24 protein-coding genes, 1 other RNA gene and 1 pseudogene are annotated in these 25,119 nt (G+C 45.2%); 7 read left to right on the top strand and 19 right to left on the bottom strand.

All coding sequences use genetic code 11. The annotated features are described in order from the left end of the window. Position 1: 1 nt before the first annotated feature. The 5 genes from L4B77_RS01420 to rsmI form a co-directional block, all read right to left on the bottom strand. Entirely contained in the window at positions 2–1,759 is a 1,758-nt protein-coding gene (locus L4B77_RS01420; RefSeq protein WP_261838849.1) for a penicillin-binding transpeptidase domain-containing protein, read from the bottom strand. After that, the gene (gene ftsL, locus L4B77_RS01415; protein ID WP_261838848.1) at positions 1,756–2,073 is read right to left on the bottom strand and encodes a cell division protein FtsL; all 318 of its coding nucleotides are present in this window, start codon (positions 2,071–2,073) and stop codon (positions 1,756–1,758) included. The genes L4B77_RS01420 and ftsL overlap by 4 nt, the downstream gene beginning before the upstream one ends. A 3-nt stretch (positions 2,074–2,076) precedes the next feature. Further along, positions 2,077–3,027 (bottom strand): 16S rRNA (cytosine(1402)-N(4))-methyltransferase RsmH, encoded by a 951-nt coding sequence (rsmH, locus tag L4B77_RS01410; RefSeq protein WP_261838847.1) that lies wholly within the window; start codon positions 3,025–3,027, stop codon positions 2,077–2,079. A 226-nt stretch (positions 3,028–3,253) separates the two neighbouring features. Continuing rightward, positions 3,254–3,645: RNase P RNA component class A (gene rnpB / locus L4B77_RS01405), an RNA gene on the bottom strand. A 197-nt stretch (positions 3,646–3,842) separates the two neighbouring features. Next, on the bottom strand, positions 3,843–4,709 hold the full coding sequence (rsmI, locus tag L4B77_RS01400; protein WP_429748194.1) for a 16S rRNA (cytidine(1402)-2'-O)-methyltransferase: 867 nt from the start codon (positions 4,707–4,709) through the stop codon (positions 3,843–3,845). A gap of 61 nt (positions 4,710–4,770) precedes the next feature. On the opposite strand from rsmI, the gene L4B77_RS01395 reads away from it, so the two are divergent. The 4 genes and pseudogenes from L4B77_RS01395 (at position 4,771) to L4B77_RS01380 (ending at position 8,190) form a co-directional block, all read left to right on the top strand. After that, a complete protein-coding gene (locus L4B77_RS01395) occupies positions 4,771–6,588 on the top strand; it encodes a penicillin-binding protein activator (protein ID WP_429748193.1) in 1,818 nt (605 codons plus the stop codon). Beyond that, the gene (locus tag L4B77_RS01390; RefSeq protein WP_429748192.1) at positions 6,575–6,973 is read left to right on the top strand and encodes a YraN family protein; all 399 of its coding nucleotides are present in this window, start codon (positions 6,575–6,577) and stop codon (positions 6,971–6,973) included. The genes L4B77_RS01395 and L4B77_RS01390 overlap by 14 nt, the downstream gene beginning before the upstream one ends. Before the next feature lie 2 nt (positions 6,974–6,975). Then, on the top strand, positions 6,976–7,566 hold the full coding sequence (locus L4B77_RS01385) for a phosphoheptose isomerase (protein ID WP_261838843.1): 591 nt from the start codon (positions 6,976–6,978) through the stop codon (positions 7,564–7,566). 16 nt (positions 7,567–7,582) lie between these two features. Next, positions 7,583–8,190: pseudogene (locus tag L4B77_RS01380) on the top strand (BON domain-containing protein). A gap of 101 nt (positions 8,191–8,291) precedes the next feature. Here L4B77_RS01380 and sspB read toward each other — a convergent pair. The 8 genes from sspB to zapE form a co-directional block, all read right to left on the bottom strand. After that, positions 8,292–8,786: a ClpXP protease specificity-enhancing factor gene (gene sspB / locus L4B77_RS01375; RefSeq protein ID WP_429748191.1), complete on the bottom strand. Its 495-nt coding sequence runs from the start codon at positions 8,784–8,786 to the stop codon at positions 8,292–8,294. A 5-nt stretch (positions 8,787–8,791) separates the two neighbouring features. Next, positions 8,792–9,427, bottom strand: a complete 636-nt coding sequence (sspA, locus tag L4B77_RS01370; RefSeq protein ID WP_261838840.1) for a stringent starvation protein SspA — start codon at positions 9,425–9,427, stop codon at positions 8,792–8,794. Positions 9,428–9,525: 98 nt separating this feature from the next. Beyond that, positions 9,526–10,263: a cytochrome c1 gene (locus tag L4B77_RS01365; protein WP_429748190.1), complete on the bottom strand. Its 738-nt coding sequence runs from the start codon at positions 10,261–10,263 to the stop codon at positions 9,526–9,528. Beyond that, positions 10,260–11,525 (bottom strand): cytochrome b, encoded by a 1,266-nt coding sequence (locus tag L4B77_RS01360; protein WP_429748189.1) that lies wholly within the window; start codon positions 11,523–11,525, stop codon positions 10,260–10,262. Before L4B77_RS01360 ends, L4B77_RS01365 begins: the two co-directional genes overlap by 4 nt. Continuing rightward, positions 11,525–12,115 carry a ubiquinol-cytochrome c reductase iron-sulfur subunit gene (gene petA / locus L4B77_RS01355; protein ID WP_261838837.1) on the bottom strand — a complete coding sequence of 197 codons (591 nt, stop codon included), beginning with the start codon at positions 12,113–12,115 and terminating at the stop codon, positions 11,525–11,527. The genes L4B77_RS01360 and petA overlap by 1 nt, the downstream gene beginning before the upstream one ends. A 333-nt stretch (positions 12,116–12,448) precedes the next feature. Then, the gene (rpsI, locus tag L4B77_RS01350; protein ID WP_004740758.1) at positions 12,449–12,841 is read right to left on the bottom strand and encodes a 30S ribosomal protein S9; all 393 of its coding nucleotides are present in this window, start codon (positions 12,839–12,841) and stop codon (positions 12,449–12,451) included. Positions 12,842–12,854: 13 nt separating this feature from the next. Further along, a complete protein-coding gene (gene rplM / locus L4B77_RS01345; protein WP_010434689.1) occupies positions 12,855–13,283 on the bottom strand; it encodes a 50S ribosomal protein L13 in 429 nt (142 codons plus the stop codon). A gap of 247 nt (positions 13,284–13,530) precedes the next feature. Then, complete coding sequence (zapE, locus tag L4B77_RS01340) at positions 13,531–14,634, bottom strand: cell division protein ZapE (protein ID WP_372041154.1); 1,104 nt, start codon at positions 14,632–14,634, stop codon at positions 13,531–13,533. Positions 14,635–14,852: 218 nt separating this feature from the next. On the opposite strand from zapE, the gene zapG reads away from it, so the two are divergent. The 3 genes from zapG (at position 14,853) to degS (ending at position 18,007) form a co-directional block, all read left to right on the top strand. Then, positions 14,853–15,308 (top strand): Z-ring associated protein ZapG, encoded by a 456-nt coding sequence (gene zapG, locus L4B77_RS01335; RefSeq protein WP_261838835.1) that lies wholly within the window; start codon positions 14,853–14,855, stop codon positions 15,306–15,308. Between the two features lie 123 nt (positions 15,309–15,431). Next, entirely contained in the window at positions 15,432–16,787 is a 1,356-nt protein-coding gene (locus tag L4B77_RS01330; protein WP_372068004.1) for a DegQ family serine endoprotease, read from the top strand. A 155-nt stretch (positions 16,788–16,942) separates the two neighbouring features. Further along, positions 16,943–18,007 carry an outer membrane-stress sensor serine endopeptidase DegS gene (gene degS / locus L4B77_RS01325; protein ID WP_261839671.1) on the top strand — a complete coding sequence of 355 codons (1,065 nt, stop codon included), beginning with the start codon at positions 16,943–16,945 and terminating at the stop codon, positions 18,005–18,007. A 103-nt stretch (positions 18,008–18,110) separates the two neighbouring features. On the opposite strand, the gene parC is transcribed toward degS, so the two are convergent. The 6 genes from parC to nudF all read right to left on the bottom strand — a co-directional run bounded on the left by parC (position 18,111) and on the right by nudF (position 25,058). Then, positions 18,111–20,369 (bottom strand): DNA topoisomerase IV subunit A, encoded by a 2,259-nt coding sequence (gene parC, locus L4B77_RS01320; RefSeq protein ID WP_261838834.1) that lies wholly within the window; start codon positions 20,367–20,369, stop codon positions 18,111–18,113. A 3-nt stretch (positions 20,370–20,372) separates the two neighbouring features. Continuing rightward, the gene (gene parE / locus L4B77_RS01315; RefSeq protein WP_261838833.1) at positions 20,373–22,253 is read right to left on the bottom strand and encodes a DNA topoisomerase IV subunit B; all 1,881 of its coding nucleotides are present in this window, start codon (positions 22,251–22,253) and stop codon (positions 20,373–20,375) included. Positions 22,254–22,492: 239 nt separating this feature from the next. Beyond that, a complete protein-coding gene (yqiA, locus tag L4B77_RS01310) occupies positions 22,493–23,098 on the bottom strand; it encodes an esterase YqiA (RefSeq protein WP_429748188.1) in 606 nt (201 codons plus the stop codon). A 1-nt stretch (position 23,099) separates the two neighbouring features. Continuing rightward, positions 23,100–23,924 carry a 3',5'-cyclic-AMP phosphodiesterase gene (gene cpdA / locus L4B77_RS01305; RefSeq protein WP_429748187.1) on the bottom strand — a complete coding sequence of 275 codons (825 nt, stop codon included), beginning with the start codon at positions 23,922–23,924 and terminating at the stop codon, positions 23,100–23,102. Positions 23,925–23,983: 59 nt separating this feature from the next. After that, a complete protein-coding gene (locus L4B77_RS01300; RefSeq protein ID WP_261838830.1) occupies positions 23,984–24,424 on the bottom strand; it encodes a DUF1249 family protein in 441 nt (146 codons plus the stop codon). Positions 24,425–24,428: 4 nt separating this feature from the next. Beyond that, on the bottom strand, positions 24,429–25,058 hold the full coding sequence (gene nudF / locus L4B77_RS01295) for an ADP-ribose diphosphatase (protein WP_261838829.1): 630 nt from the start codon (positions 25,056–25,058) through the stop codon (positions 24,429–24,431). Positions 25,059–25,119 lie beyond the last annotated feature (61 nt).

Genomic DNA, 25,119 nt, shown 5'->3' with positions numbered 1-25,119 from the left:
CTTATTCTTGGAATTTGTTTTCATCAGCAGGAACATTCAGTATTTGCAGTGCCCCCTTCATGATTTCAGAAAAAACAGGGCCGGCAACCGAACCACCATAATAAAGGTCTCCTTGAGGCTCGTTGACCACAACAACCAGTGCAACTCTAGGCTCACTCACAGGAGCAAAACCGGCCGTAATTGCAACATATTGGTCACTGTAGCCTCCCGCATCTGCTTTTCGAGAAGTACCGGTTTTGGCTGCCACTCGATAACCAGGAACCGCCGCTTTGGTTGCCGTTCCACCCGGGTGAGTCACCCCTTCTAACATTTTGATAACCAAATCAGCATTCTTACGACTGATTATCTGCTTAGAAAAATCTTGGGTATTCTTTTTAATGATATGAATCGGTTCATACACACCTCTGTTCGCTAACGTGGCATAAGCATGAACTAACTGCAGCGGCGTCACTGATAAGCCATAACCAAACGCCAATGTTGCGATCTCGAACTTGGACCAACGTCGACGATTCGGAAAAATACCCGTCGTTTCACCGATCAAATTCAACCCTGACATTTCACCAAACCCGACAGAACTGTACATCCCAAGCAACGATTCTAAAGGCATATTCAATGCTAGTGTTGCAACACCGATATTACTCGACTTCTTGAGAATCAACGCCAAGTCCGCTTTGCCCACTTTGGAAGAGTCTCGCACGCGGCTACCGCCAATTCGCATGATCCCATTCCCGGTATCAATCACTGTGTTTTCATCCGCGGTCCCATTTTCGAGTGCAGCAAGCACCACAAAAGGTTTGACTGTCGAGCCCGGTTCCATGGCATCAGTGATGACCCTATTTCGCATCTTAAAGCTTTGTAGATCGGCACGATTGTTGGGATTGTAAGACGGTGCATTAACCATGGCTAACACAGCCCCCGTTTTTACATCTAACAAGACGGCAGAGCCAGAAGTCGCTTTGTAATCAGCCACGGCCTGTTTGATAGCTCGGTAAGCGATGGCTTGCAATCGTTGATCAATTGTCAACTCTAGTGGCTTGCCTTCTTCACGCTCTTCTAGGGCTATATTTTCAACAACTCGCCCATAGCGATCTTTACGGATCGTGCGCTTACCGGCCTCTCCCGTGAGCCATTTATCATAGCTGCGCTCAACCCCTTCCAAACCGTGTCCGTCGATCCCAGTAACACCGATAAGATGTGCGCTGACCTCACCCGCAGGATAATAACGACGAGATTCCGCTTTAAGGCCAATACCAGCCAGCTTAAGCTCACGAATATATTTAGCCATCGCTGGGCTAACTTGCCTTTGTAGATAGATAAATCGACGGGATTTGTTACTGGAGAGTTTTGAAATCATCGACTGCCGGTCTAAGCCAAGTACATCAGCTAATGCATACCAGCGATCAATTTCTGCCATGCCATTTTTATCAAAAATCGTTTTCGGGTCGGCCCAAACCGCTTCAACAGGAACACTCACAGCAAGCGGTTCACCGTTACGGTCTGAGATAATACCGCGAGCAGAGGGAATAGCCTTTACACGTACAGAACGAAGGTCACCTTGACGAATTAAGTTATCCGGTTCAATAATTTGAATATAAGCGACACGACCTACGAGTGTTGCAAAGGCAAGAAACACGAAAGCAATCACGACGTTGAAACGCCATTTAATAAGAATTGGATCTGAGTCATTTTCACTCTTCACATGATCTTTCGCTGATCTCTTCACCGTTTTCGTGGGTGCTTTTTCCTTTTTACTGGTCATTTCAGTGTAATCACAACTTCTTTGTCAGCGTCTGGGCGTTTCATGCCTAGCTCTCTTTTTGCCGATGCTTGAACCCGACTATGTTCAGCCAAAGCCGTCTCTTCAAGCATTAAATTTCGCCACTCATCGTCAAGATGTTCTCGTTCCACCGACGCGATGTCTTTTTGCGTGATAGCTTGACGTGACATATGTGTCGTCAGAACGACCCCCATTGCACTCGCGAATATACAGAGAAGGAGCACCAGTGGAACTTTACCCTCAGAGATCAAATCAAAAAATATTATCTTGGCTAGATTGGGTTTGGAGGTCTTCATTGACTATAACTTTTCTGCGATTCGTAATACTGAGCTACGTGAACGAGTATTCTCATCCACTTCGCCTTTCGATGGTTTGATCGCTTTACCTACAGGCTTAAGATCAGCACTGCCTAGTGCCTTGATCTGCTCTTCTGTTAATGGCAGGCCATGTGGTACCTGCGGGCCTTGGCTCTCTTTACGAATAAAACGCTTCACCATGCGGTCTTCCAGTGAATGGAAGCTGATAACCGACAGACGACCTTCAGGTGCAAGAATGCTTGCTGCGCCTTTCAATGCGGTATCAATCTCTTCAAGTTCACTGTTTATATAGATACGGAACGCTTGGAATGCACGAGTTGCTGGGTGTTTTTTCTCTTTAAAGCTTTTCGGAGCAACATCCGAAATCAGCTTCGCCAACTGACCCGTACGTGTCAGAGGTTCGTTCTCTTCATTCTCTTGATAAGCAATGATGCCTTTCGCGATGCGACGAGCGTGTTTATCTTCACCGAACTCACGGATCACCCATGTAATGTCATCCAGATCCGCTTCATCTAACCACTGGGAAACGGGGATTCCTGCGGTTGGATCCATACGCATGTCTAGCGGGCCATCTTTCATAAAACTAAACCCACGCTCAGCATCATCCAGTTGTGGTGAAGAGACGCCTAGATCCAGCAAAACACCATCGACTTTACCCACTAAGTCATACCGCTCTGCATATTCAGCCATACCAGAGAATGGACCGTGAATAATCGTAAAACGCGGATCATCAATTTTCTGTGCTTCCGCTATCGCTTGTGGATCGCGGTCGATACTAAAAAGTCGTCCATTCTCGCCCAGTTTAGACAGGATTGTACGGCTATGACCACCGCGGCCAAAAGTACCATCAATGTAGGTACCGTCAGATTTGATCGCAAGTCCGTCAATAGATTCATTAAGCAATACTGAAATATGTTTGAATGCTTCTGTCATAGTCTTCTCAGTGAGTGGATTGAGCCAATAGTTCGGCAATAATTCATTTATTAACGTTTTAGTGTACTGATTTCACACGGTATCTCCACCATATTATGTATAGGCTAGAGGAATTTTTCTCCAAACTCAGATTAGAGTGAAAGATTCTAAGGCAATCACCATCATTTACGTCAATATAAAGCAAAAAACCCATCACTACCGTTAAGTAATGATGGGTTCTTTATATAGGTGGAGTTGACACATACGCCGGGTTCTGTTCCGCTTGCGCGGCGGTAACCATTCGTCTAGGCCTGCAATCGCTCACAGGCTCAAGCAATCTACCCGCCCCCATACGCGAGCAACGCAATGTGAGGGCCTATTTGATCTTGCTCCGGGTGGAGTTTACCTCGCTACGAACTGTTGCCAGTCGCACGGTGCGCTCTTACCGCACCCTTTCAGCCTTACCTGTGCCCCTTCCGAAGAAATGAGGCCATCGGCGGTCTTCTCTCTGCTGCACTTGTCGTGGGCTCGCGCCCCCCAGACGTTATCTGGCACCCTGCTCTATGGAGCCCGGACGTTCCTCCCCTCTACCAGTCTCCCGAAGGACATCAGCAAAGCAGCGATTACCCGTTCAACTCCGAGGGCGGATTGTATAGAGATTAGCGTGCAGTGTCTAGCGAGATCACAAATATGCTGCACACCGATGGTTAACTGATGAGGTTTTGAGCAGAAAAGCCAACGAGGAGGAATGAGAGAAGAGACACAGATAAAAGAGGGTAGCTTAAGCTTAATGACTCATTTATCTGTATCTGAACTCATAATTTACGAAAGGAGCATTAGTTCTCTAAGTGTTCTAACCCCCACTTATAGAGGGCGTTCTTTTTCAGATTATAGATTTCTGCTGTCATTGCTGCCGCTTTTTTAAGGGGTAGCTCTTTGGTTAGTATGCCGAGCGTGCGAGTCGCTTCGTCTGGCAGTTCTGTGGTCGCTTCTTCTCGGTGACCGTGAATCAATAACACCATCTCGCCACGCTTACGATTCGAATCTTCTTCAATCCACTCAATAAGCTCCCCCAAAGGCAACCCTTGAATGGTTTCGAATGTCTTCGTCAGCTCACGGGCTAGCACAACCTCACGATCAGGGCCTAGAATCTCTAACATATCCAGTAGGGAATCAGAAATTCGGTGCGGTGATTCATAGAAAATACAGGTGCGTTCGGCCTTTGCTATCTCCAAGAATTTATCTTTACGACCTTTGCTCTTTGGCGGTAAGAAGCCTTCAAAGCTGAAACGATCGGAAGGCAAACCAGAAGCACTTAAGGCGGTAATCACAGCACAAGCACCTGGAAGTGGCACAACTCTCACACCCGCTTGACGACATTGTGATACAAGATGGTAACCTGGGTCACTGATTAAAGGAGTACCCGCATCAGAGACTAATGCGATAGACTGACCTTCTAATAACCTTTCAACTAGAACTTGCACTTTATTTTGTTCATTATGATCATGTAAAGCAAATGTCCTGGTTGATATATTGAAGTGAGCTAGCAGCTTACCCGTGTGGCGTGTGTCTTCGGCTGCAATAACATCGACACTTGATAAGATTTCAATTGCTCTTTGAGTGATATCTCCCAAATTTCCAATGGGGGTTGGCACAATATAGAGCGTTGGGCTCTCAGTGAGCAAGGTTTTGTTATCTGTCATTTGTTTACCATCACTTCAACGATTAATATAGATACAAATTGATACGGAATTTAAAGAACTCATGGCAACGATGAACCATAAGAGACTCAGTGTACCACGCTTACTCACTCCAATTGCATTAGCAATTACATTGGCGGCTTGTTCTTCAGGCCCTCAAGCACCGACGCGTGTTGATATTACACTTGATCCAGCGCAATCCACTGAAAGTTACATGATGCAAGCGGATAGCAGCAAAGGAAGCCTGCAAAATGACTGGCTGATCATGGCACTTAAAGCCTCTGTGCAAGCAGGAAAAACCGATCAAGCCACTCTGCTTATCAAGCGCTTAGCAAAACAGGCACTGAGCGACGTTCAACAAGCCGAGTGGCAACTTGCCCGAGCACGGCTACTTGTGAACAACTCTCAACCGGAGCAAGCTTACAGCCAACTGAACTTTCAGCCTTGGTGGAAACTTCCTAACGAACAGTGGAAAGATTATCACGAACTGCGCGCCAACATTTCAGAGATGCTAAGTCAATATTTTGAAGCAAGTCGTGAGCTCGTGCTTTATTCAGAATTCATCACCGATGACGACAAAGCCCAACAGCAAGCGGCCGACCGTATTTGGCAGAACCTGAACAACTACTCTCAGTATGAGATTTTAGAACTCAAAACATCCCCTGAAGAAGATGTTTTAGCGGGTTGGTTGCAACTGGCTGTCTATATGAAAACACTAAATTCGAGTCTTCCCGATCTCCAAAAAACACTGTCTGACTGGTTAGCAGAGAATCCTCATCACCCAGCGGCGACATACACACCTCAGGCGATCACTGACATTTTAGCGTTAGATATCAGTAAACCAACCAACACCGCCCTATTATTGCCGTTGACCGGAAAATATGGCAGACAAGCACAGCTTGTTCGTGATGGTTTCATCTTTGCGATGATGAATGACAAAGAGCGTGAAGAAGATGCGACGCTGACCGTTTTGGATACTAACGTGCAAAGTACCGCTGAAATTGAAGCGGCACTGGAAAAAAATAACGTGGATTTTATTGTTGGCCCATTGATAAAGAGCAACATCACCAAGCTGCAACAAGCACAGAAAGACCAAGAACATTCAATTCCAGCCTTAGCACTTAACATTCCTGAGGAGTTGGAACCAAACAGTAATATCTGTTATCTCACTCTGTCACCAGAACAAGAAGTTGCTCAAGCCGCGAAACACCTTTTTGCTCAAGGCTATAAATACCCACTTATCCTAGCGCCAAAAGGACACCTAGGAGAACGAGTGGAGCAAGCGTTTAAAGAAGAGTGGAAAAAATACAGCAATAACGATGTCACCGTAAGTTTTTTCTCTGACAAACGCCAACTGCAACGTAATGTCAATCAAGTATTCGGTTTGCAAGAAAGCCAACAACGTATTGCCCAAATGGACAAATTACTGAACTTAGATCTAGAAACGGAGCCACGCAGCCGTCGTGATATCGATTCGGTCTACATTGTGGCGAAAAACTCAGAGCTAACGTTAATCAAACCTTTTATTGAAGTAGCAATTAACCCAGATGCTCGCCAACCGGCACTCTTCTCAAATTCACGCAGTAACAGCGGGGATAAACAGTATGAAGATTTAACTGGTGTCTTCTACAGTGATATCCCACTACTCATCGACAATAAGAACAAACTGAACAAAGAGCTCGACGAGCTATGGCCGGCCTATTCAAACGGCCAAAAACGTTTGCAGGCATTGGGAATGGATGCATACTACCTCATGGATGCATTAACCCAAATGAAAGCCGTACAAGGTTTCAGTATTCCTGGAGAAACGGGCATATTAACCATAGATAACAATTGCGTTGTACAACGCGAAATCAGCTGGGCAGAGCATGGGGCTTTTTAGCCGTAAGCTCTTATCTAAACCGACGATCACCCACAAACAAGTGGGTGATCAATACGAGACCGTGGCTAAAAACTATTTATTGAGTCACGGTTTATCGTTAATTCAAGAAAACTTCATAGCTAAATGTGGCGAAATTGATCTTATAATGCGCCATAACAACACCGTTGTGTTTGCTGAGGTAAAGTACCGAAAGCAAACCCGCTACGGACATGCCGCTGAAATGGTAACAGTAAAGAAGTCACAGCGGCTGCTCAAAACCGCCCATGTATGGCTGATGCAGCAAGGCTTGTCGGTGCACTCCACAGACTTCAGGTTTGATATCGTTGCCATTGAAGGGCCGAATGACCATATCGACTGGATTCAAAACGCGATTACCCAAGGATAAACATGCTAGACAGCATTAAAGAAAGTTTTACAGAAAGTATTCAAATACAAATTGCGGCAGCGGAAGCACTGCCAGACGCCATCACACATGCGGCACAAGCCATGGTGGCGACCTTGCTCAACGGAAACAAAATCCTTTGTTGTGGCAATGGTGGTTCGGCATCAAATGCTCAACAATTTGTATCGTGCTTGCTCAACCGCTTTGAAACAGAACGCCCTAGCCTTCCAGCAATGGCCCTGATGGCCGATAACACCACGCTAACGGCCGTTGCCAACGACTACCACTATGACGAAATCTTCTCTAAACAAGTACGTGCATTCGGTCAAGCTGGTGATATTTTGTTGGCGATCTCTACAAGTGGTAACAGCAAGAACATCATCAAAGCGATGGAAGCTGCGGTAACTCGTGACATGACCATCATTGCCTTTACGGGTAAAGATGGTGGGGAAATGGCCGGCTTGCTTGGAGAACACGATGTAGAAATTCGCATTCCTTCACACCGTACAGCGCGCATTCATGAAGTACACATGGTGACATTACACTGTCTATGTGACTTAATCGATCAAGTACTCTTCCCTGCTCACGAAGACTGATATACGGAGCATCACAATGCAACCACTCACCTCGACAAGGCTGTTTAAACTGATCTGTGCTTTACTCCTTACTTGGTCCCTTTCTGGATGTGCAGGTATTTTCATTGCTGGTGCAGCAACCACAGCGAACTTAGTCACTGACACACGAACCACCAAAGAGATATGGAACGATAACAATATCGAATTTGAAGTTGCAGCGATAACGAACAAACAACCATACCGTGGTAGGGTTCGTGCCACAGCTAGCTCTTACCGAGGTTCGTCGTATTGATGGGACAAGCAACCACTGACTCAGAGCGTCGTGCATTCGAAAGCCAAGCAAAAAAAGTTGCTGGTGTGAAAAACATCCACAATCAAATTAGAGTAAAAGAGCCACTGTCTGTGAGCGCGATAAGTAAAGACAGTTGGACGACCACTAAGGTAAAATCGGCTTTACTCGCCAATGCTGAACTCAACGGTATTAAGGTGAAAGTCATCACTGAAGATTCAGAAGTCTTTCTGCTTGGATTGGTTTCGCGAAAACACGCTGACATTGCGACTGATATTGCACGCAACATCTCGGGAGTAAAACAGGTAATACGCGCCTTCGAATACGGTGAAGAAAACGTTTCTGAAAACCAATAGCGCAGCTAAAAGAACAATAGCACTGGCAAAAGCGCTTAAAAAAACAAAAAAAAGCAGTGAAGATTCACTGCTTTTTTGTTTCATTGTTATTATCGCCAATGCTATTTGATAACACGAAGGCTTGGGCGACCTTTTGCTGGACGAGGGGGCTCGGGATCTGAGTCAGACTCTTCAGCATCTACGTCAGCCGTCGCTACGCTCAGTGATAGGCCTTTTTCTGTTTTTTCAAAAGGACTTTCTTCAATCCCTTCTTCAAACGTCGCCATGTATGCCTCTTCAGGTTCAAACATGGTACCCGCACCATTCTCACGAGCATAAATCGCTTGTACAGCATAGAGCGGAACGATCACCGAGTGTGGACGACCGCTAAAGCGAGCACTGAACGTTACCGCTTCGTTGCCCAGTTCAAGCTGTCCAACCGCACGAGGCGCGATATTCAGAATAATCTGACCATCTTGAACAAACTCTTCTGGAACTCGCACACCCGGTAATGTTGCTTCAACAACCAGGTGAGGAGTTAATTCATTATCAACCAGCCATTCATAAAATGCGCGAAGCATGTATGGTCGGCGTGGAGTCATATTTGAAATATCCATCACGCTTAGCGAACCAGTCGCATCTCACGTTCAGCTTCCGTTAGAGAAGCGAGGAATGAATCACGTTCGAAAACACGGCTCATGTAAACCTTAAGCTCTTTAGAACCAGGGCCAATCAGCTCAATACCAAGCTCAGGTAGACGCCATAATAGCGGTGCTAGGTAACAGTCAATTAGGCTAAATTCTTCGCTCATGAAGTATTCATACTCAGCAAAGATAGGAGCAAGAGTCAGTAGGTCGTTGCGCAGTTTCACGCGAGCGGCTTCTGATTCTTCCGCATTACCTTTAACAATTTTCTCTGCAACGGAATACCAGTTGCGCTCAATGCGGTACATCATAAGACGACTGTTGCCACGAGCAACCGGGTAAACAGGCATCAATGGTGGATGAGGAAAACGCTCATCTAGGTATTCCATAATGATCTTTGAGTCATACAGAGCAAGCTCACGATCAATAAGAGTCGGTACTGATTTGTACGGGTTCAATTCAATAAGCTCTGCTGGTAGATTTTTTTCATCCACCAACTCAACTTCAACACTTACGCCTTTTTCAGCAAGAACAATGCGCACCTGATGGCTATACATATCAGAGGCACTTGAGAAAAGAGTCATCACAGAACGTTTATTGGCAGCTACAGCCATGGAGCCCTCCAGTACACTTTAAATAAAAACAATGGAGGCCTAAAAGCCTCCATTGAACATTAACATAATTTGGAAATTAGCGAGGCATTATAGCACAATTAGTGCACATCACGCCAATACTCTTTCTTCAGTAAAATCACAACAATAGAAAAAATCACTAAGAAAGCCATAACCCACCAACCCATCGCATGACGTTCAAGTTGTACAGGGTCACCCGAGTAAACCAAAAAGTTAACAAGGTCACGAACCGCTTCGTCGTATTCACCAGCACTTAATTCGCCAGAGCCGTCAGTCTCAGTGCCAACAACAACCGTCACTTCCTCGCCATCGACGATATGCGTATCGTAAATCGGCTTAGGGATACCTTGCAGCTCTTCAAGAACATGCGGCATACCAACGCTAGGGAAAACAATGTTGTTCACACCGAATGGACGAGACGGATCTTCATAGAAAGTGCGAAGGTATGTGTATAGCCAATCGGCGCCACGAACACGAGAAACCAAGGTGAGATCTGGTGGTGGAGCACCAAACCAGCTCGCTGCTTGGTCAGCAGGCATGGCATTGACCATTAAGCTGCCAATTTTCGCTTCAGGATCGAAAATCAGGTTTTCTTTCATCAGATCGACTGGAATCTCCAAGTCATTCGCGACACGTTCATAGCGTTGATACTGTGTTGAGTGACAAGCAAAACAGTAGTTCATGAACAGCTTGGCACCATTTTGTAATGAAGCTTTATCTGTTAAATCATTGTTCGCCTTATCTAATGGCACGTTTGCACCCGCCGCCATCACCAACGACGGCAACATAGCAAATAAAATTACAATCCACTTTTTCATTTGAATGTCACCCTTTCTGGTAATGGTTTCGTCGCTTCATTTTTGCTGTAGAACCACAACAGAACAAAGAACATGAAGTAACCTAAGCTAAAAATCTGAGCGAGTAGCGTATACGTTGGCGTTGCAGGAAGCGCGCCAAGTACACCAAGCGCAATAAAGCTTATGGTAAACTGGATGATATTAACCAAATGCAACTTACTGCGGTAACGATAAGAGCGCACTTTACAGCGATCGAACCATGGCAGTAGGAATAGGACAACAATAGATGCCCCCATTGCAACCACCCCTAATAGCTTGTCCGGAACCGCACGAAGGATCGCGTAGAACGGAGTGAAGTACCATACAGGAGCAATATGCTCAGGTGTTTTCAGTGGGTTTGCTGCTTCAAAGTTAGGTGGCTCGAGGAAGTACCCACCCATCTCAGGGTTAAAGAACAGCACATAACAGAATAAGAATAGAAAACCCGCAACACCGACCATATCTTTCACCGTTCCGTATGGATGGAAAGGAATGGAGTCGATGATGTCGTATTTCTTCGTGTAATCCTTGTGGAATGGGAACTGAGTTTTATAGTCGTCGCCCATTGCACCTTTGGGCAGTTTGGTTTCGATGCCGTCAGGGTTGTTCGAACCCACCTCATGTAGCGCAAGTACGTGAAGTACAATAAGCAATAACAGTACGATTGGTAGAGCAATCACATGCAATGCGAAGAAACGGTTCAACGTTGCACCAGAGATGATGTAATCACCACGGATCCAAAGTGTTAGGTCATCACCAATAACAGGAATCGCACCAAATAGAGATATGATAACCTGAGCACCCCAGTAAGACATTTGTCCCCATGGTAATAAGTACCCCATGAACGCCTCAGCCATCAGTACCAAAAAGATCAACATACCGAAGATCCAAAGTAGCTCACGAGGCTTTTGGTAAGAGCCGTAGATTAGACCACGGAACATATGCAAGTAGATAACGACAAAGAATGCCGAAGCCCCCGTCGAGTGCATATAACGCAGTAACCAACCGTACTCCACATCACGCATGATGTATTCAACTGAAGCAAAAGCACCTTCACCAGACGGCACGTAGTTCATCGTCAACCAAATACCGGTGAGAATTTGATTAACCAATACCAACATTGCCAAAGAACCGAAAAGGTACCAAAAATTGAAGTTCTTAGGCATTGGGTATTCAGATAAGTGCTTTTTATAAGCATTCATTACAGGTAGACGTTTCTCTACCCAGTCAAGCAATCCTTGCATTACGCGTCTCCCTCGTCGACACCTATCATGATCTTAGTGTCACTCAAATACATATGCTTCGGCACAACAAGATTCAATGGAGCGGGTACGCCTTGGAAGACTCGACCTGCCATATCGAACTTTGAACCATGGCAAGGACAGAAGAAACCAGACTTAACCCCCTGAACTTGTTCTGCAAAAGAATCTGGCAAATAAGTTGGAGAACAACCTAAATGCGTACAAAAACCAACCGCAACGAAAAACTCCGGTTTAATCGAACGGAATACATTTTGAGCGTATTCAGGTTGTTGTTCTGCTTCAGATTGAGGGTCTCGAAGTTGACCACCGATCGCTTTTAAGTTTTCGAGTACCGACTCAGCTCGGCGTACAACCCAGACAGGTTTGCCTTGCCATTCGACACGAACCATTTGTCCCGGTTCTAGCTTACTGACTTCCACTTCCACCGGAGCTCCTGCAGCTTTCGCCTTAGCACTCGGATTCCATGATTTAATAAAAGGCACGGCGACAGCGGCTGCTCCTAAACCACCAACAACAGCTGTTGTTGCAGTCAAGAAACGCCTGCGACCGTTATTTAAAGGCGCGTTGCTCATCCAAACATTCTCCCACTTGCTCCCTATGAATGAAAATCATTCCGTACAAATAGCATGGCTAACAAAATATGTATTTAGTTCTATTTATTAACGGCAAATGATAAATAAAACCCTACTTTTTGACAAGATAAAGCTACTTTTTTGTAACAATCATGAGGCAAAGCGCACACTGGTTAACAAAAGGGTTCAAAACATAAGAATTTAGCAATAAAACGAGGAGGAGAGCGTAGTTAGCAGGGGGGGGATAAAAACAAAAAGCTCGGCATATAGCCGAGCTTTGAACCGCAATTCCAGTAATAAAACTGAGAGCGTGTACTTTTTCGTAAAGAAAAATTAACGCTTAGAGAATTGAGGTTTACGACGTGCTTTACGTAGACCAACTTTCTTACGTTCAACGCAACGAGCGTCACGAGTAACGTAGCCAGCTGCACGTAGAGCAGGACGTAGAGTTTCATCGTACTCCATAAGAGCGCGAGTGATGCCGTGGCGGATTGCGCCAGCTTGACCAGAAATACCACCACCAGAAACAGTGATGTAAAGGTCAAGTTTCTCAGTTAGTTCAACTAGCTCAAGAGGTTGCTTAACAACCATACGAGAAGTTGGACGACCGAAGTAAACATCAAGGCTACGCTTGTTGATTACGATCTCACCAGAGCCTGGTTTGATGAAAACACGAGCTGCTGAGCTTTTGCGACGACCAGTGCCGTAGTATTGATTCTCTGCCATTTTCATAATCCCCTTAGATGTCTAGTACTTGTGGCTGTTGAGCAACATGGTTGTGCTCAGTACCAGCGTACACTTTAAGCTTACGGTACATCGCGCGGCCTAGAGGACCACGTGGAAGCATACCTTTAACTGCTAGTTCTAGAACCATTTCTGGTTTCTTAGCAATTAGCTTTTCAAAAGTGATAGTTTTAAGACCACCTGGGAACTCAGAGTGACGGTAGTAAACCTTACCCTTAGCTTTGTTACCAGTTACAGCAACTTTCTCAGCGTTAACAACGATGATGTAATCACCAGTGTCTACGTGAGGAGTGTATTCTGCTTTGTGCTTGCCGCGTAGGCGAGAAGCGATTTCACTTGCTAGACGGCCAAGAGTTTTGCCTTCAGCGTCTACAACGTACCAGTCGCGTTTTACAGTTTCTGGTTTAGCAACGAAAGTTTTCATGCTAATAATTACCTATTTAAAAAATTTACACTTAAGGAATACTCGCGTATTCCCACTGTCTAAGAGTTACCATTCATCACCCCTTCGAGTGTTGGAAAACTCTTGGCATAACGTGATTTTACTCGTCGTTAGAGGCCCGCAGTAACGGTAGGTCGCAGGATTATAGAGAAGAGCGAAGAAAAAATCACCTCTTTTTGAACAAAATCACGATTTTTTTAATTCCCTTTCTTATTCACAATAATCAAAGCTAACTTAAATGCTCTTTTGCCAAATATTCATGACTCTGCATTTCGATTAAGCGCGACTGGCAACGCTTAAATTCAAACTCTAATCGACCATTAGCGTACAAACTTTCCAGCTCAACCTCTGCTGAAATTATCAATTTTACGTTGCGCTCATAGAACTCATCGACTAACGCAATAAAACGTCTTGCAGCATCATCGGAGGTCGCGTCCATTTGCAAAACATCCGCCAACAAAACCGTGTGATACACTCGAGATAGCTCAATATAATCATTCTGACTACGGGCTGACTGACAAAGCTGAGCAAAGGTGCCATAGAGCACTCCATCACTGGCTTCAACAACCTCTAATTGACGATGATTAACCTCTATCTTCTGCAACTTCGGTTTATCGTCCCCCACCAGTTGTACGTAATATTTTTCAAGATTTATCTTCGCTTGGTTATCTAACGGGTAATGATAGATCTCTGCTTGTTCTAACGTCCGCAATCGATAATCAATCCCGTTATCCACATTGAGAATATGACAGTTGTCTTGAATGAGCTTAATTGCCGGTAAGAAACGCGCACGCTGTAAACCATTTCGATATAAATCTTCCGGTGGAATATTTGACGTTGCCACCAAAATAATATTCCGTTCGAATAGCGCTTGGAACAAAGTCCCTAAGATCATTGCATCTGTAATGTCCGAAACAAAAAATTCATCGAAACAGATCATATCCGCTTCTTCTTTTAACTTGTCGGCCACCAAAGGCAGCGGATCGCTGACATGACCTAATGCCTTTAACTCGTCATGCACGCGATACATAAAACGATGAAAGTGTACGCGCATTTTTTTAGTGGTCGGTAAGGCATCGCAGAACGTATCCATTAGATAAGTTTTGCCGCGCCCGACTCCCCCCCAGAAATAGAGACCTTTAGGTGGCTTGGGGATTGGGTGTTTTTTGCCAAGAAGCTTCTGAAATCGAGTCAACGGAGGAACCGGAGTGTTCAGGTAATCTTGGAACTGATAAAAAAGCTCATCTAAAGATTTAACGGCTTGCTCTTGCGCTGGATCTCTTTGAAATCCATATTCTTTTATATCTTGTTCGTATTTTTTGATGGGGTTCATGATGGCATTTCCACAATGAAAGCGATATCAGACAGCGAGTAAATTAAGCTCAAACAGCAAGAGACGTGACATTATGCGACGAATAATGCAGCATTAAACTGCTATGTAGCGCACACGCATTTATCTTTATACTGTCGCTTTCTCATAGTACCATGGAGCTGTATCACGTGTAACTAAGCAGTAACAAACATGTTAAAAAACAATAATAAGGAGCTGTTATGCCTTGGATGTATGCCGTTGTCGGTTTACTCGTTGGAGTTATTTTAGGGGTCGCTATCTCTCGTCTCATGACACCTGAATACAAAAAACAAAAGAACGTACAGAAAGAATTAGACAGCGCAAAGTTTGCTCTTGAGCAACAGCGACAAGAGCTCGCCGACCACTTTGCGAAATCCGCAGAAATGTTGGACACACTAGGAAAAGACTATACAAAACTGTATCAACACATGGAAAAAACAAGCTCGGAGCTCATTCCTAACCTACCTGAGCAAGACAACCCATTTGTGAAAACAGCGGCAGCCCACTCAGACAAGCTGCAAGATAAGCCTTCAACGAAAGAGACCTCACTTGAGGAACCACCTAAAGATTACGCTAATGGTGCAACAGGCCTGTTTAAAGAGCAGAAGAAAGAAATCATGGGCGCTCCGGATGTCGTTACAGCAAAAGCGTCGTAAACATTTAACACTTCAGTGAACTTTACAAAGGTTTTTGAGTCATAACTGTCACTCAGGTCATTTGAAAATTCTCATATCTCCAACCGATATGAAAAGAAGACCCTAACTAGAGAGGCATTTATGATGAAAAAACCTTTGCTTGCTTTATCGGTACTGACTTTAAGCCTAAGCTCGCTCATCACCCCCATTCAAGCAACCGCTGCACTACCATTAAGTTTAGGCAGTGAACCATTACCTAGCTTAGCTCCAATGCTTGAACAAGTGACTCCCGCTGTAGTTAGTATTGCTGTAGAAGGCAAACAGGTACAACGTCAGCAAATTCCTGAACAATTTCAATTCTTTTTTGGTCCAGAGCAAACACAAGAACGACCATTCCGTGGTTTAGGGTCTGGTGTCATTATTGATGCTAAAAAAGGTTATATCGTGACTAACTACCATGTTATTAACGGTGCCGATGATATCAAAGTAAAACTTTATGATGGTCGAGAATACAATGCCGAGCTCATTGGTGGTGACCAGATGTCTGATATCGCTCTACTGAAGTTAGAAAAAGCCAAAAACTTAATCCAAATAAAAATCGCAGATTCCGATCAATTACGCGTCGGTGATTTTAGTGTCGCTATCGGCAACCCATTTGGACTCGGTCAAACCGTGACATCCGGTATCGTTTCAGCATTGGGGCGTAGCGGATTAAACTTAGAGAACTTTGAAAACTTCATTCAAACCGATGCCGCTATCAATAGTGGTAACTCTGGTGGTGCGTTAGTAAACCTTAACGGTGAACTGATCGGTATTAACACGGCTATTCTGGGCCCTAATGGCGGCAATGTGGGTATCGGTTTTGCGATTCCATCGAATATGGTGAAAAATCTGACAGAACAAATTCTCGATTTTGGTGAAGTCAAACGGGGGATGCTCGGCGTTCAAGGTGGAGAAATTACCTCTGAATTAGCAGAAGCACTCGGTTATGAATCAAGCAAAGGTGCCTTCGTTAGCCAAGTCGTCCCTGACAGTGCAGCCGATGATGCTGGATTAAAAGCGGGTGACATTATTGTCTCTATTAATGGCAAGCGCATTGATACCTTCAGCGAGTTAAGAGCTAAGGTCGCCACTCTCGGCGCAGGTAAACAGATCGAACTGGGCGTTGTTCGCGACGGAAAAAATAAAGCCTTTGATGTCACGTTAGGTGAATCGACCAATAGCAAGACGCAAGCAGCGAAACTCCATAAAGGACTAGCCGGCGCTGAGTTAACCAACACAACCGACAGCGATAAAGTCACAGGTGTCAAAGTGTCGAATGTGGCGAAAGACTCACCAGCAGAAGCCTACCAACTATTGAAAGGTGACATTATCATCGGGGTAAACCGTCAGCCAGTTAAGAACCTTGCACAGTTTAGAGACATTTTAGAGAAACAGCCTGGCGTTTTGGCATTAAATATCCAACGAGACGATAGAACGATCTATCTGGTGATTCGCTAACATGGAATTCAAATAAGCCGAGGGAGGGCTAAAAAAGTTAGCTTGAAACTAACTTAGCCCCCCTTTTATTTAAATGTATCAAGATGCTATGCTTCACTTGTAATCAAGCCATCCACTAACGGAGGCTTCACACCATGCCTATTGAAGAGGGAAACATGCTGTCCTTTATATTCCGTTCTATTTCCCTTGGGCTCGTTTCAGCGGCGCTTATTCTTCTCGCATTTCCGAGTTTAAGACCGGCGATTGTTTCCGATGCCACAACCCCTAAAGTCGATAATATCGCCTCTCTTCAGATTTCATTTAACCAAGCGGTACGCCGCGCAGCACCTGCCGTTGTAAATATTTATAGCCGAAAATACGCAGAAGGCGAACGTAATAAGCTGCTGACTCAAGGGCTAGGATCTGGGGTTATTGTCAGCGAAAAAGGCTATATCATTACCAACTTTCATGTCGTGGCTCAAGCCGACCAAATTGTAGTAGCACTTCAAGATGGTCGAATAGCAGCGGCACAACTGGTTGGCTCAGACAAACGCACCGATATCGCGATACTTAGAGTTAGCGGCGACAACTTACCCGTTATCCCATTAAATCCCGATTACAAAGCGAATGTTGGTGATGTAGTACTGGCTATCGGCAATCCCTATAACCTAGGCCAAACGACAACTTTTGGGATTATCTCAGCAACAGGGCGCTCTTCGATCAGTGCTGATGGCCATCAAGCCTTTATCCAAACCGATGCCGCGATTAATGAAGGTAACTCAGGAGGCGCTCTCGTCAATTCACAAGGCGAACTGGTTGGCATCAATACCGCATCTTTCCAACAAGCCACTGATATGGAAACCTACGGCATATCGTTTGCTATACCCTACCCACTAGCCAATAAAATCATGCAGAAGATCATCGCAGATGGTCGTGTGATTCGTGGTTATATTGGTATTGATGGACAAGACATCAACTCAGTAACATCACGCTTGCTTGGTAATAAAAATATTGGTGGCATTGTTGTGTTAGGTATTGATCCTAATGGCCCAGCAGCTGGCGCTGGTTTTGAGGCCCAAGATATTATTGTTAGCATCAACAATACTCAGGTGAATGGCCGTCAAAGTGTCATGGACATCGTTACTGATCTGCGACCAGGCACGGTGATCGATGTGGGTATATTACGCCAAGGAAAAAATAAAACTCTCAAGGTAACGATCGCTGAAGATACTCGCCTGTAACTCGATATTACACAGTGGTAGACCCAAGCTAATAGAAATATAAACACAAAAAACCCAGCTCTCAGGCTGGGTTTTCTTTTATCGCTCAGAGCAAGCTATCACACTAAGATTCGCTTGGTTCATCGATATCAATACGGGTCACTCGTTGTAACCCTCTCGGCAGTAAGCCACCACGACGACCACGTTCACCACGGAAGTTTTCAAGATCCGTCGGTTTCAAACCTAGCTTACGTTTACCGGCATAGATCGTCAGCGTCGCATTGTCTGGGATAGCCATGAGATGCGAGACAAACTCTTCGCGCGCTTTTGCTTTCGCAGAAGGGATGTTGATGATCTTGTTGCCTTTACCCTTGCTAAGCTGCGGCAGATCTTTAATTGGAAACAACAACATACGACCTTGGTTAGTAATCGCCAAAATCTGGTTACTTTCAAGGTCAGCTATTGGGCTTGGCAGCATGATTTCTGAAGATGGTGGTAAGTTAACCAACGCTTTACCGCTCTTGTTCTTCGACAACAAATCACTGCCTTTACAAACAAAACCGTATCCAGCATCAGAACCAACTAACCATAGCTGTTCATCCTCTCCCATCACCACTTGGCGAATCGAACTGCCCGGACTCACATTTAAGCGCCCTGTAATCGGCTCACCTTGGCTACGAGCCGACGGTAATGAGTGAGATTCAAGGGAGTAACTACGGCCATCACTGCCAAGGAACACCGCTTGCTGGTTACTCTTACCCTTAGCACAGGCTAAGAATTTATCACCCGATTTATAGTTCAAGCCTTCGGCGTCAACCTCATGCCCTTTAGCATGACGAATCCACCCCTTATCAGACAATACAACCGTAATCGGTTCGCTTGGTACTAAGTCACGCTCTGTTAGCGCTTTCGCTTCAGCACGCTCAATCAGAGGTGAACGACGATCATCGCCGTATTTATCCGCATCTGCTTGGATCTCTTTTTTGATCAGCGTATTTAAGCGACGCTCTGAACCGAGTAGCTTTTCAAGCTTTTCACGTTCAGCTTCAAGCTCTTCTTGTTCCGCTCGGATTTTAAACTCTTCTAACTTAGCTAAGTTACGAAGTTTAATATCAAGAATCGCATTGGCTTGAATTTCAGAAATGTTGAAACGGCTCATTAGGACAGGACAGGGTTCGTCTTCTGTACGAATGATCTCAATCACTTCATCGATATTAAGATAAGCAGCAAGCAAACCTTCTAAGATGTGCAAACGTGCCAGTACTTTATCTAAACGGTACTGCAAACGGCGGCGAACCGTTGTACGACGGAACTCAATCCACTCTTTCAGGATTTGAACTAAGCCTTTCACTTGAGGACGGTTATCTAAACCAATCATGTTCAAGTTAACGCGGAAGTTTTTCTCTAGATCCGTCGACGCGAACAGGTGACTCATCAATTGGTCACAGTCGATACGATTTGAACGAGGCACCACGACGATACGCGTTGGGTTCTCATGATCAGACTCATCACGCAAATCGTCAACCATTGGCAGCTTTTTAGCGCGCATTTGGTTGGCGATTTGCTCAAGTAACTTCGCACCTGACACTTGATGAGGTAAAGCCGTGATAACAATATCAGAGCCTTCCTTGTGCCAAACCGCGCGCATCTTGATACTGCCACGTCCAGTACGGTAGATCTTTTCGATGTCCGATTTCGGAGAGATAATCTCAGCTTCTGTCGGGTAATCTGGACCTTGAATGAAACCCATAACGTCTGAAAGCTCAGACTTAGGCGTATCAATGAGGTGAATGGCTGCATTAGCGACTTCACGCACGTTGTGTGGTGGAATATCGGTCGCCATACCTACCGCGATACCAGTGATACCGTTAAGCAGGATATGAGGTAGACGAGCTGGCAACATTTGCGGCTCTTTCATGGTGCCATCAAAGTTGGGTTGCCAATCAACAGTGCCTTGACCTAGTTCACCTAGAAGAACCTCAGCAAACTTAGATAATTTCGCTTCGGTATAACGCATCGCAGCGAACGATTTCGGGTCATCCGGCGCCCCCCAGTTACCTTGACCATCCACCAATGGGTAGCGGTAAGAGAAAGGCTGCGCCATCAGTACCATCGCTTCGTAACAAGCAGAATCACCGTGTGGGTGATACTTACCTAATACGTCACCAACGGTACGCGCCGATTTTTTGTATTTCGATGCAGCCGATAAGCCCAGCTCAGACATCGCGTAGATAATGCGACGCTGTACTGGCTTCAAGCCATCACCGATATAAGGCAATGCACGATCCATGATCACGTACATTGAGTAATTTAAATAGGCATCTTCGGTGAACTTGCGCATTGGCAACTGTTCAACGCCATCATATGTAATTTCGTTAGACATCCATTATACCTCGGCCATATCACCGTTAGTCTGTAGCCATGTACGGCGATCATCTGCACGTTTCTTACCAAGCAGCATGTCCATCATCTCGTTGGTCGCGTCGTTGTCATCAATCGTTAATTGAACGAGACGGCGAGTGTTTGGATCCATCGTGGTTTCACGCAACTGAAGCGGGTTCATTTCACCCAGACCTTTGAATCGTTGCACGTTGATCTTGGCTTTCTTCTGCGACAGTCGCTCAAGCACGCCATCTTTCTCAGCATCATCGAGTGCGTAGAACACCTCTTTACCGCAATCGATGCGATACAGAGGAGGCATTGCCACATAGATATGACCCGCTTCAACCAAGGCATGAAAATGGCGAGTAAAGAGCGCACAGAGCAGCGTCGCGATATGAAGACCATCTGAGTCCGCATCGGCAAGAATACAGATCTTACCGTAACGCAAACCGGATAAATCATCGTTATCTGGGTCAATACCCAACGCCACTGAAATATCGTGTACCTCTTGCGAAGCTAATACTTGGTCAGCCGACACTTCCCAAGTATTTAGGATTTTACCTCGAAGTGGCATTACCGCTTGGAACTCTCGATCACGGGCTTGTTTCGCAGAACCACCCGCCGAGTCCCCTTCCACGAAGAAGATTTCGGTACGGCTTAAATCTTGAACCGAACAGTCTGTTAGTTTACCCGGTAGTGCAGGGCCTGAAGCGATTTTCTTACGCACAACCTTCTTGCTTGCACGCATACGGCGATGAGCATTCGCAATACAAGCTTCTGCCAACTGTTCTGCCAGTTGTGGTTTTTCATTTAACCACAAACTAAAGGCATCTTTTACCACACCAGATACAAACGCTGCGGTTTGACGAGAAGATAGACGTTCTTTTGTTTGACCGGCAAACTGCGGATCTTGCATCTTCACTGATAGCACGTATGAACAGCGATCGAAGATGTCGTCGCCCGTTAGCTTAACGCCACGTGGTAGAAGATTACGGAACTCACAGAACTCACGCATTGCATCAAGTAGGCCTTGGCGAAGACCGTTTACGTGTGTACCACCTTGCTTAGTCGGTACTAAGTTCACGTAACTCTCGGTGATCATATCACCGCCTTCTGGCTGCCAAATAATCGCCCAGTTCGCCATCTCTGTTTCAGCAACAAATTCGCCAACATAAGGCTCTTCAGGCAGCAAGGTATAACCTTTTACGCCTTCGGCAAGGTAATCTTTTAGGCCGTCTTCATAGAACCATTTATGCTCTTCACCGCCAACCTTATCGATAAAGGTAATTTCTAAACCTGGGCAAAGTACGGCTTTAGCGCGTAGGTTATTAATAAGGCGTAAAACGGAGAACTTAGAGCTATCGAAGTATTTTGGATCTGGCCAGAAATGCACGGTAGTACCGGTATTGCGGTGGCCACAAGTCCCCGTAACCGTAAGTTCTGTTACGGCATGACCACCCTCAAGGGCGATTTCATGTACCTGACCATCACGGCGAACCGTCACTTCTACACGTTTAGAGAGTGCGTTGACGACCGAGATACCTACCCCGTGTAAACCACCTGAAAACTTGTAGTTGTTGTTTGAGAATTTACCGCCAGAGTGGAGCTTGGTTAAAATCAGCTCAACACCCGAAATCCCTTTTTCAGGGTGGATATCAACGGGCATACCACGGCCGTCATCGGTAACTTCTAACGATTGATCAGCATGAAGCACGACTTTAATTTTCTTGGCGTGTCCTGCTAGAGCTTCATCGACCGAGTTGTCAATGACTTCTTGGGCAAGGTGGTTTGGTCTTTCTGTCTCGGTATACATACCTGGGCGGTGTCGCACAGGATCGAGACCTTCAAGTACCTCGAGGTCTTTTGCATTATATTGTTCAGTCATAATACGGAGTTTACTCAAAAAGTTTGCATCAATTCGCTGGCTCTAGTTTCACTAAAGCAAAATCATTACTATGAACCTTCATAGTAGAGCGAACGAGCGAAGTATTGGGGAATATAGTCTGGAAGCTGAGGAATGATGTCAAGCTAGTTTAAAAACTAAGACATCAAACTATGATATTTCACCATTGATAGATGAAATATCAGGCAAACAAGAGAAAATTACTTGGTTAGTGGAACAGATTAAAGATTTAGAAAAGTGATGATTTGTTGTGGGAAGCGTTCAAAATCAACAAAGCTATGATCCCCGCCCTCTTCTACTGTCTGTGTTGCACCTTGGTACTTCTCTACCGCTTGTCGGTAATCCAGAACTTCGTCTTCCATTTGCTGAAGTAACCAGAAGTCACTCGGCTTAGCGAGAGCCGCAACCTCTAACGCCTTCAGTTCATCAATGTGTTGTGTTTCTAACACATATCGTTCATCTGTGTATGGGTTTACTTGCTCACCTAAATAGTCCGCAAGCAACTCGTAAGGCTTTACCGCTGGGTTAACTACCACCGCTTTGAAACCATAGTGGCTATTGAGCCATGTTGAAAGATAACCACCCAACGAGCTACCCACGAGTGCGATCCGATAGTGATCTTTATACTGCTCCACCAACTGCTGCAAATAAAGCGCCGCTTGCTGAGGAAAACTGGGCAATTGAGGCGCTATAACCTTAATATCAGCGCGATGCTCTGCACAGTAATCAATCATCACATTCGCTTTATGAGAACGTGACGAACTGTTGAAACCATGAATATAGAGAAGCAGCGATGGCTTAGCGGCTTGCTGATTAAAGTCCGGCATATTAGTAACCACCTGCATCAAAGTCTGGCGAGAACTGCCCATTAGGCAAGCGGCGAACCTGCGTAGTTACCGTTCCATCTTGGTGCAATTCAATCTCTCGCCAACCTGGAGATAAAGTATCAACCGCAAAGTCGTTCGAGTTTGGTTTGAATTGAACACAAGTCGATGGGGTTGCCATGACTTGCACACCAAGATGCTCTCGATTCATGTCTTGGTGAACGTGCCCACACAGCACCGCTTTGACATTGGTATGCTGTTGCACCACATCCCAAAACTGTTCTGCGTCTTTTAGGTTATGCTGATCCAACCACGCACTGCCCACCAATAATGGATGGTGATGCAGTAAAACCAGCGTATTACGCTCAGGGAAATCCGTTAGTTTTCGTGCCAGTAAATCAAGTTGTTGATCACTGAGGCGCCCATGAGGTACCCCCACCACTTGAGAGTCGAGCATCACCATCTGCCAGTTATCACCCAGCAAAACATGCTCAACACATTGTATTTGTGGTGATGGTAAAACACGACTCATATTCGGCTTAAAGTCATGGTTACCAGGTAGCCAATAACATGGCTTTTCTAAAGGTTGAATACCGGATTCAAATTTTTGGTACGACTCAGCACTGTGATCTTGAGAGATATCACCGGTCGCTAAGATCGCTTCATAATTGAAGCCCTGGCTAACAATGCCATCGACGACTGCCTGAAAGCTATCTTGAGTGTTGATGCTTAATAAGCTGCCTGTGCTCGGCGCAAATAAATGCGTGTCCGTTAGCTGAACAAGCTTAATCGTGCTCTCATCAAATTTTGAAGTGTGTGATAATTCCAAAATAACAAATCCAGATACGTTACGGTTTAGACTTTAAAAGTGTTGTTAAATAGGCTCAATTAAAAGGTAATAGGGCTTCGGCTGAGACCCGTTTTTAAACAAAACGTTAACCATTCCCCAAGAAATTTATTCAATTGAAATTTCTCGTCTTTCTGCAAAAGCTTAGTGTTGGGGTAGTCATATTTCGCTTTGACTCGCGAAAAATCCCCACTGGCGCACACTTCTGCAACTCGAGCATCGTGATATAGCCTGACAGACATTTTTGGCAAAGGAAACACTGGCATCGCATCACTCTGACATATATCTATTAAAGTGGTGTATTTTGTGACCTCATTCACTGTCAATTGATACACCATATTAACGGCTTGGTAACAGCGAACGTCACCAACCTCATGCGCGACCGGTAACAGAGCATTAAGCTTCGCGTAGTTCGTCTCATAAACCCGCATCAATTCAGCAAGATCAACATGATACGGTTTTTTGACAGCGATATTTGGCATGACGTTAATCGATCCACTCTGACTGTAATTCTTGGTAGTTCAATTGTAGCCACTGTAACGCAATGATCGTGGCACCATTTTCAAACACACCGTCTTTGACTAATTGATACGCGACTTCACGACTCATCACTTGCACACGAATGTCTTCACCTTCGTAATCTAAACCGTGTACACCTTTTGCTGTTGTTGTATCAACACAGCCAATAAAGACGTCGAGCTTTTCTGAACATCCCCCTGACGAAGGGTAATACGAAGTGATAGGTAATACAGATCCGACTTCAACCCCGGCTTCTTCCATTGCCTCACGACGAGCAACCTCTTGTGGCGATTCATCGCTGTCAATAATCCCAGCAACAATTTCGTATTGCCATGGGTTTTCGTGCTCTAAAGCACCAACTCGGATCTGTTCAACGATTACGACTTCATCACGAATAGGGTCATAAGGTAACAAAGCGGCAGCATGACCACGCTCAAACATCTCCCGTTCTATGGGTTGGCTCCAGCCTCCCTCAAACAGTCGATGTTTAAATGTATATTTAACCATTTTGAAAAAACCACGAAACAGTGTCTCTTTTGAGACGATTTCCACATCTTGCGGAGTAAACTCATGTCGTTGCTTGTCATACTGTTGCATTTGGCACCTCACTCAGTGATCTTTATAGTTTACTCATTGTCCGAGTTAACTACCAAGGATA

The sequence above is a fragment of the Vibrio minamisatsumaniensis genome, from assembly GCF_050337445.1.
Taxonomy (GTDB): domain Bacteria; phylum Pseudomonadota; class Gammaproteobacteria; order Enterobacterales; family Vibrionaceae; genus Vibrio; species Vibrio artabrorum.
The sequence above is the reverse complement of the archived record's forward strand: the minus strand, read 5'-3'. Positions and strand labels throughout refer to the sequence as shown.

Coding starts and splice junctions, on each gene's coding strand:
- L4B77_RS01420 (WP_261838849.1), bottom strand. CDS start 1,759: ATGACCAGTAAAAAGGAAAAAGCACCCACGAAAACGGTGAAGAGATCA.
- ftsL (WP_261838848.1), bottom strand. CDS start 2,073: ATGAAGACCTCCAAACCCAATCTAGCCAAGATAATATTTTTTGATTTG.
- rsmH (WP_261838847.1), bottom strand. CDS start 3,027: ATGACAGAAGCATTCAAACATATTTCAGTATTGCTTAATGAATCTATT.
- rsmI (WP_429748194.1), bottom strand. CDS start 4,709: ATGACAGATAACAAAACCTTGCTCACTGAGAGCCCAACGCTCTATATT.
- L4B77_RS01395 (WP_429748193.1), top strand. CDS start 4,771: ATGGCAACGATGAACCATAAGAGACTCAGTGTACCACGCTTACTCACT.
- L4B77_RS01390 (WP_429748192.1), top strand. CDS start 6,575: ATGGGGCTTTTTAGCCGTAAGCTCTTATCTAAACCGACGATCACCCAC.
- L4B77_RS01385 (WP_261838843.1), top strand. CDS start 6,976: ATGCTAGACAGCATTAAAGAAAGTTTTACAGAAAGTATTCAAATACAA.
- sspB (WP_429748191.1), bottom strand. CDS start 8,786: ATGGATATTTCAAATATGACTCCACGCCGACCATACATGCTTCGCGCA.
- sspA (WP_261838840.1), bottom strand. CDS start 9,427: ATGGCTGTAGCTGCCAATAAACGTTCTGTGATGACTCTTTTCTCAAGT.
- L4B77_RS01365 (WP_429748190.1), bottom strand. CDS start 10,263: ATGAAAAAGTGGATTGTAATTTTATTTGCTATGTTGCCGTCGTTGGTG.
- L4B77_RS01360 (WP_429748189.1), bottom strand. CDS start 11,525: ATGCAAGGATTGCTTGACTGGGTAGAGAAACGTCTACCTGTAATGAAT.
- petA (WP_261838837.1), bottom strand. CDS start 12,115: ATGAGCAACGCGCCTTTAAATAACGGTCGCAGGCGTTTCTTGACTGCA.
- rpsI (WP_004740758.1), bottom strand. CDS start 12,841: ATGGCAGAGAATCAATACTACGGCACTGGTCGTCGCAAAAGCTCAGCA.
- rplM (WP_010434689.1), bottom strand. CDS start 13,283: ATGAAAACTTTCGTTGCTAAACCAGAAACTGTAAAACGCGACTGGTAC.
- zapE (WP_372041154.1), bottom strand. CDS start 14,634: ATGAACCCCATCAAAAAATACGAACAAGATATAAAAGAATATGGATTT.
- zapG (WP_261838835.1), top strand. CDS start 14,853: ATGCCTTGGATGTATGCCGTTGTCGGTTTACTCGTTGGAGTTATTTTA.
- L4B77_RS01330 (WP_372068004.1), top strand. CDS start 15,432: ATGAAAAAACCTTTGCTTGCTTTATCGGTACTGACTTTAAGCCTAAGC.
- degS (WP_261839671.1), top strand. CDS start 16,943: ATGCTGTCCTTTATATTCCGTTCTATTTCCCTTGGGCTCGTTTCAGCG.
- parC (WP_261838834.1), bottom strand. CDS start 20,369: ATGTCTAACGAAATTACATATGATGGCGTTGAACAGTTGCCAATGCGC.
- parE (WP_261838833.1), bottom strand. CDS start 22,253: ATGACTGAACAATATAATGCAAAAGACCTCGAGGTACTTGAAGGTCTC.
- yqiA (WP_429748188.1), bottom strand. CDS start 23,098: ATGCCGGACTTTAATCAGCAAGCCGCTAAGCCATCGCTGCTTCTCTAT.
- L4B77_RS01300 (WP_261838830.1), bottom strand. CDS start 24,424: ATGCCAAATATCGCTGTCAAAAAACCGTATCATGTTGATCTTGCTGAA.
- nudF (WP_261838829.1), bottom strand. CDS start 25,058: ATGCAACAGTATGACAAGCAACGACATGAGTTTACTCCGCAAGATGTG.